Below are 6,310 nucleotides of genomic sequence, written 5' to 3' on the forward strand. Positions count from 1 at the left end.
CTCGTGGTAGGTCCCATCCATAACGTGTCCTTTCTGTCCTCTTCTGCCAATCAAGCAGGACACATGATCCGAGCCCCCTCTTCTCTGCCGGACAGGGAGGGCCCGAGGGCCCTTCCTGTCCGGTTGCAATCTTGGGAGTGGGTATGGCGCAGCTGTTGTTCTCGACGCCTGCATTCCGGCCCGACGGATCATCGGTGGAGAATGTCCCGATGCTGCTCGACGCCCGGATGCGGCTCGTCGAACCGGCCTGCGCATGGCTGATGCACGTTGCTTTGGTGCGCGGCAGGACCCGCAGCCCGCAGACCTGGCGAACCTACGCTGAAGCTCTCTACGACTGGTGGCAGACGCTAGAGGCCAATGGCTGGGCCTGGGACGAGGTCGGTCCTGGCGAACTGGCCGCCTATCGCGATCAGATGCTCCGGCCCCGTGGCGACAGCGGCAGACCGCTGGCACGCAGTACAATCAACGGGCGGCTCAGGACCATAGGGCGTTTCTACCGCTGGAGCGTGGCGACCGGACTGATGAAGCAGGTCCCGTTCGCAAGCCAGGAAATCGCGTTGTCGCGCAGTCGCCCGCAGGCGTTCCTGGCCCATGTCGATGCCACCGGCGGTCGAATCCGGGCCAACGAGCTTACCGTGCGGCATATGCCGATGTTGCCGCGCCCGCTCGCGCCGGAAGCGATTCGGCGCATCATGGCCGCAATGTCGGCACGCGACAGGCTGATCGTTGAATGGGCAGTGACTACGGGAATCCGTCGGATGGAAGTGGCGGGCCTGACCGTGCGTCATCTGAAAGGGGCCGGCAGTGAACCGATGGTGCCGGTGCAGATCGACGAAACCAAGGGTGGGCGGTCGCGAATAATATATCCTCCGGTCCCTTTGGTTGATCGAACCCGTGCCTATGTGCGGGAAGAGCGGGCGGTCCTCGTCCGTCGTGCGGCGACAAAACGGGCAGATCGCGATCCCGAGGCTCTGTTCCTGACTTGTCGGGGGCAGCCCATGAAACCGCGCAGGGTTGGCGCGATGTTCACGGCTGCCGCCGAGGCAGCGGGTGTGACGGCGACGTTCCATGCGCTGCGACATACCTTCGCCGCCGCCATGCTGCGGTTCCTGCAACGCGAAGCCCGGGCCAATCCCGAACTCAATCCCTTGCTCGCGTTGCAGGTGCTGCTCGGCCACGCCGATCTGGCAACCACCGCGGTATACCTGCGCGTTGTCGAAACCGACCTCTCGGCAATCGAGGCGTCGGTCGACGATCTCTATGCGGCGCTGCTGTAATGCCGCGTCGGCAAAAGGACTACCGGGTCGAGCCATCGCCGAAGCCGCTGATCGGCAATCCGGGCGCATTGCTGGTCAATGTCATAGATGCCGACGGCCAGCTCGAATGCGCGTTCGACTTCTCGATCTTCGATCGGCCGACGATGGCTGCCGAGTGGGCGCTCGCGTTCCGGCATCACTATGCTGCCAAACAACCGGCCAACAGAGGCTCAGCGTTCCGTACTTTGAAGTTCTGGTTTGCGTTCCTTGCCGAATACGATTCCGCCATCTTAGCCACGCGCGACGTCGATAGCGGCATTCTCAATGCGTTTATCGTTTGGCTCGGCACGAGGCCCTGGAGCAAGGGGTCACGGTATACTGTCTGGTCGATCATCAAGCAGCACATGGCCTGGCTCAAGCGCAACCGGCCCGACCTGGTTCACCCCGAACTCGAAATCCCGTTCAATCCGTTCCCCCGCAAGAATGCGGAAGCGCGCCAGCGTGAGGCACTGAGCCGCGATGAAATGGAACGCGTGCTCACGGCGGCCCATCGGGACATCGAAACAGCCTGGGCACTGTTCGAGGAAGGCCGCGCTGCGCTGGCTCGGGTCGATCGCAAGGCCATTGTCTCCGAACCCGACCTCGCCAAGCTCGATCTCGACGATATCGGGGTCATGCTCGCGGTGATCGACGGTCGGTTCGGCGGCGTGCCACCCAAAGTCGGCGACATGTTGAGAAAGGGCGCGGGCCTCTGGCATCTCCACTTCGCCATGATCCGCCACGGTGGCATGGGCGAAATCGCGGGGCGGCTGTTTGCGCTGCCGGATACGATCGTTGCCTATATGATCGCCATCGGCGCGCAAACCTTTGCAAATGCCGAGGCCCTCAGGCTGATGCGGCGCGACTGCCTGAGCGAGCATCTGCTGCTCGAAGGCAGGGTTCTGGTCAGTTGGCGCAAGGGGCGCGCGGGACGTGAACAGCGCCGCAGCTTCCTGCGCGACAAAAGCTCCTCGGTGCCCGTGCTGATCGATCAGGTTCTGGCTATGACCGAAAGGCTGGTGCCGCATACGCCACGCCGCGACCAGAATTATCTCTTCCTCACCGGGAGAATACACGGGTCTCGCAGAGTCGGTGTGATCCCCGGCTATCTGGCCACGAAACTTACCCGGCGGTTTGTGGAGCGCCATGGCCTGCTGGGCGACGATGGCAAGCCGCTCAAACTGACGCTGGCGGCGCTGCGCGCATCGGGGCTCACACTAGCGCACGAGCGGCTCGGGCATGACATCCTGAAGACGCAGGTGCTGGCCAACCATGCTACTCCAGACACGACACAGCGCTATGTGGACCGGCCCCGCGTCCGAAAGGCGCAAGCGCTGGCAATCGGCAGGTTGCAAGCCCGGTTTGTGGAAATGGTCCGGGGCGATGCCGAATCCCCGCCCGGGATGGAGGTGCTTCCCGATCTGCGCCACGCGACCGCAGCCGGATTTATCTGTAGCGATCCCCTTGCCGGCGTTGCCGAGGGACAGCGCAAGGGCGAGCTGTGTACGGCCTGGCTCGGATGCTTCACCTGCCCCAATGCCGTGATCCCGCTCAACGAGGACGTGCTGGTTCGCCTGCTGGCGACGCGGGCCGCACTTACAGATGGGCGTGCCGCCATGGCTCCCGAGCGCTGGCGGCTGCTTTATGCACCCAAGCTGGAAATCCTCGAGCGCGATATCCTGCCCCGGTTCTGCGAGGCGATGCTCGAAGCAGTTTCGAGGATGTCACTGCCGCAGCTGCCGCCAGTCGAATGAACCAGCACCCCCACCCACTCACGCAGTCGTCGCCATCCTGGGAGGATGCGCGGCTTTCCCCGTGGAGCCGGTTCGGCGACGATGAATGGCGGCTCGATATCCGCACTGCGGGTCGCCGCGCGGATCAGAAGCGGTTCAGTTGGGCGTTGGCCATGCCGGAGCACACTCGCATCGGGAACAGTGATCATGCTCAGCTTGTCCGCGCCGCCAAGCACTTCCTCTGGTCGATGCACTATCATCCTCCATCAGGGCGCAAACGGTCGTCTCCGGCGTCGATCCATCACAAAGCAATGTTGCTGCGCGCGCTGCTGGAATGGATGGCATGCGAAGGACACTCGCACTTTGCCGGGATCGATCCAGCTTCGGTCGAACAACTCTGCAAATGGTTGCGCTGTCGTCCTGCACGCGCCGGCGGAGGCAAAGGCAATATCTCAACTGCCACAATCACGAACTATCTGCTCGTGATCAAAGACCTTTATCGTCAGCGGGAAAAGCTGAACGATGCGCCACTGGTCGATCCGCTGCCGCTGGAAACGACCTATGAAGCCGCCGGCCACACCAGGGCGACCAAGGGCGTCATACCGTTCATCCCCGAAGACGTGGCCGTTGCAATCCTGAGCGAAGCCCTGCGGTGGGTCGAGGAGCATGGCGATACGATCGTCGCAGCCGAAACGATCCGCCGCGAAGCGCGAGCGCAGGGTCTGCGGCGCGGCAAGCGCCAGGCATCTGATCATGTTAGAGCGGCGCTGAGGCTCGCATCGCTGGCCGGACCATCGGGCGAACGGCTCGATGGCGCCTATGCAGTTCGGCACGCCGCCGTCCACCTCGTCGAGGCGTGCTATATCTTGATCGCGGGCTTCGTCGGGATGCGGTCGAGCGAAATCCTGTCAATGAAAACAGGGGCAATCGAGCATCACCCGATCGGCGGAACCGGCGTTAATCAGGCATATGTCGTGTCCCGGCTGTTCAAGACTGTCGACGATCTCGATGGCCGTAGGGAGCGCTGGGTTGCCCCGGCACCGGTCGTGCGCGCGGTGGAGCTGCTCGAGCAGCTGAGCGCGCCGCTGCGCGAAGCCTCGGGCCGCGACGATCTGTTCCTGGTGAAGAACACGCAGTATGGCCAAATCGTGCCGGTGACGCACATGCATATCGCCTGGCGCATCAATGACTTTGCGCGGCATGTCGGCATCCCCGATCATGATGGGAAACCCTGGAGGTTCAGCACGCACCAGTTCCGCAAGACCTTTGCCCGGTTTATTGCCAGGCGCGACCGTACCCAGCTTCTGGGCCTGGCCGAGCACTTCAAGCATGCTTCCGTTGCCATGACCGCGCGGGGCTACGTCGGCAACGACTTCGACCTGCATGGCCTCATCGACCACGAAGCCCGCGCCGAAACCGCAGCCGCACTCGATCGCCTGCTCGCTGCCAAGCGGCTCGGCGGCAAGATGGGCGAACGTATCGTCGCCGGAAACGCCCGGTTCCGCGGCCGCGCGGGCGAACAGGTACGCCGAGACTATGTTGCGTTCATCCTCAAGGAGACGGATCTTCGCATCCATGCCTGCGACTATGGCTGGTGCGTGTTCCAGCAGGAGACCTCCCGCTGCGGCGGCGAACTGCAACCGAATGAGGTCGGACGAGCGCCGGCGGTCTGCCTCTCATGCGCCAACATGGTGATCGAAGCGAAGCACGGAGCCTACTGGCGGGATCGCCGGAGACGCAATGCTGCGCTGTTGCCGGAGGCCAATCCGATGACGGCGGCCGTGCTCAATGAGGCGATCGGACAATGCGAGCGGGTGCTCACGCAAATCGGAGATGACGATGGGCAAGGATGATCAGGGTCAGCGCGGGCAATCCGCGGCAAGGAGCTACCGGGCGGCGCTGGCGAGGCTGGTGCGCGGCGAAGGGCGCCACGCCGACCATGCGGGACGGGTGGTGAAGATCACGCCGACTTCGGTCGCGCGCGAAGCGGGACGCAGTCGCAATCCGCTCTATACGAGCCACCGGGACATCCTCGACGAGATCGAAGCTGCGGCAGGACCAGGCACGCCCGCACGCGACCTGGCAGCGCGCATCGCCACGCTCGAGACCGAGCTGACGCACCTCAGGGCCAATGCCCGGCGTCACGCCGAGGAGCGGCGCGAACTCGCCAGCGAGAACCTGACGCTGTTGCACCGCGCCCGAAGCGCAGAGGATCGGCTCACGGCGCTCCTGCGGCGAATGCCTGAGGCATCCACCGCAGGTGCCATCATGCAGCCACGCTGAGTTGTTCGGGCTGCTGAGTATGCATCCAGTCAGCTGCCGCCTGCGCTTTGCTCGCCAGCGTGAAAATCGCGCGAGCGTCGGCCTTGAGCACGCGTAGCCAGGACGCGATGTACGCCGCATGGTCCGGTCGTGGATGGTGCGCGATACCGAGATCGGCCATGACCAAGGCGGCTCCCAGATCTGCGATGGCCTCCTCCGCTGCATATCTGTCCGATCCGAACCTGCCGGACAGATCACGGTCGCAGCGGGACGCCGCTCCTGTGGCATGCAGACCTTCATGGAAAAGCGTGCCATAATAAGCGGCAGGCTCCCTGAACTGTGCGAAGGGTGGCATTTGCACGCGATCTTCCGAAGGAATATAGTACGCCTCGTTGCCGCCATGCCGGCACTCAATGCCAAGGTTGCCCCAAAAGATATCGGCGTTCCGCATCCGCGCATCGTCAGACAGGAGATCGATGGTTGGTGGAGCATAACCCTCGACCTGCGCCTCGTTGAAAACGCTGTACCCCCGCGCAAACATGCGAGCGCGGCCACGCCCCTCCTGCTCGGAATCCCGGTCATCGGCATCCTCGCCGCGATCGTTGACCTTCCAGAAGACAATCGTGGTGGCCTGCTCGCCCTTGCGAACCTGGGCTCCCAGCGCTTGCCACTGACGATAGCTGGCCCAGCGTCCGGAACTGTAGCCTGCAGCCTGCGCCGCGATCCACAAGCTGAGAATGTTGGATCCCCGGTAAGCCTTGCCGGTGCCGGCGTTGATGGGGCGCGAGGTCGCTGATCCATCGTGATGCCACGGCATTGTCCACGAGCCCGCCCCTGCCTCGATGGCGGCAACGATCTCGTTGGTGACGCGCGTGTATATATCGGTGCGTTCTTTGCTGCGCATGATCAGGACTCCCGTCCTGAAATCGCACAGCAGGCCGTACGATGGTTGGGAAACAGCAGCGCGCAAAGGCCATCGACTGTCCTCGAAATGAGGACACTTGCGATGTTACATACCTC

Annotated in this window: 5 protein-coding genes; 4 read left to right on the plus strand and 1 reads right to left on the minus strand. The window is 63.6% G+C overall.

The genetic code is table 11. The features are described 5' to 3' along the window. Positions 1–143 precede the first annotated feature (143 nt). Genes AX703_RS07200 through AX703_RS07215 form a run of 4 tightly spaced genes read left to right on the plus strand, consistent with a single transcriptional unit; the run spans position 144 to position 5,311 of the window. Positions 144–1,277 carry a tyrosine-type recombinase/integrase gene (locus AX703_RS07200; RefSeq protein WP_062343450.1) on the plus strand — a complete coding sequence of 378 codons (1,134 nt, stop codon included), beginning with the start codon at positions 144–146 and terminating at the stop codon, positions 1,275–1,277. Further along, positions 1,277–3,049 (plus strand): site-specific integrase, encoded by a 1,773-nt coding sequence (locus tag AX703_RS07205; RefSeq protein ID WP_062343451.1) that lies wholly within the window; start codon positions 1,277–1,279, stop codon positions 3,047–3,049. The genes AX703_RS07200 and AX703_RS07205 overlap by 1 nt, the downstream gene beginning before the upstream one ends. Beyond that, positions 3,046–4,881, plus strand: a complete 1,836-nt coding sequence (locus AX703_RS27820; RefSeq protein ID WP_062343452.1) for a hypothetical protein — start codon at positions 3,046–3,048, stop codon at positions 4,879–4,881. Before AX703_RS07205 ends, AX703_RS27820 begins: the two co-directional genes overlap by 4 nt. Further along, positions 4,868–5,311 (plus strand): hypothetical protein, encoded by a 444-nt coding sequence (locus AX703_RS07215; RefSeq protein WP_062343453.1) that lies wholly within the window; start codon positions 4,868–4,870, stop codon positions 5,309–5,311. Before AX703_RS27820 ends, AX703_RS07215 begins: the two co-directional genes overlap by 14 nt. On the opposite strand, the gene AX703_RS07220 is transcribed toward AX703_RS07215, so the two are convergent. Beyond that, the gene (locus AX703_RS07220) at positions 5,295–6,194 is read right to left on the minus strand and encodes an ArdC family protein (protein WP_039338227.1); all 900 of its coding nucleotides are present in this window, start codon (positions 6,192–6,194) and stop codon (positions 5,295–5,297) included. The two genes, AX703_RS07215 and AX703_RS07220, sit on opposite strands and share 17 nt — an antisense overlap. Between the last annotated feature and the right edge of the window lie 116 nt (positions 6,195–6,310).

This window comes from Novosphingobium sp. CCH12-A3, assembly GCF_001556015.1.
Taxonomy (GTDB): Bacteria; Pseudomonadota; Alphaproteobacteria; order Sphingomonadales; family Sphingomonadaceae; genus Novosphingobium; species Novosphingobium subterraneum.

What these genes read in the sequence shown, in the direction of transcription:
- AX703_RS27820 (WP_062343452.1), top strand. Translation starts at nt 3,046, where the DNA reads ATGAACCAGCACCCCCACCCACTCACGCAGTCGTCGCCATCCTGGGAG.
- AX703_RS07215 (WP_062343453.1), top strand. Translation starts at nt 4,868, where the DNA reads ATGGGCAAGGATGATCAGGGTCAGCGCGGGCAATCCGCGGCAAGGAGC.
- AX703_RS07220 (WP_039338227.1), bottom strand. Translation starts at nt 6,194, where the DNA reads ATGCGCAGCAAAGAACGCACCGATATATACACGCGCGTCACCAACGAG.
- AX703_RS07200 (WP_062343450.1), top strand. Translation starts at nt 144, where the DNA reads ATGGCGCAGCTGTTGTTCTCGACGCCTGCATTCCGGCCCGACGGATCA.
- AX703_RS07205 (WP_062343451.1), top strand. Translation starts at nt 1,277, where the DNA reads ATGCCGCGTCGGCAAAAGGACTACCGGGTCGAGCCATCGCCGAAGCCG.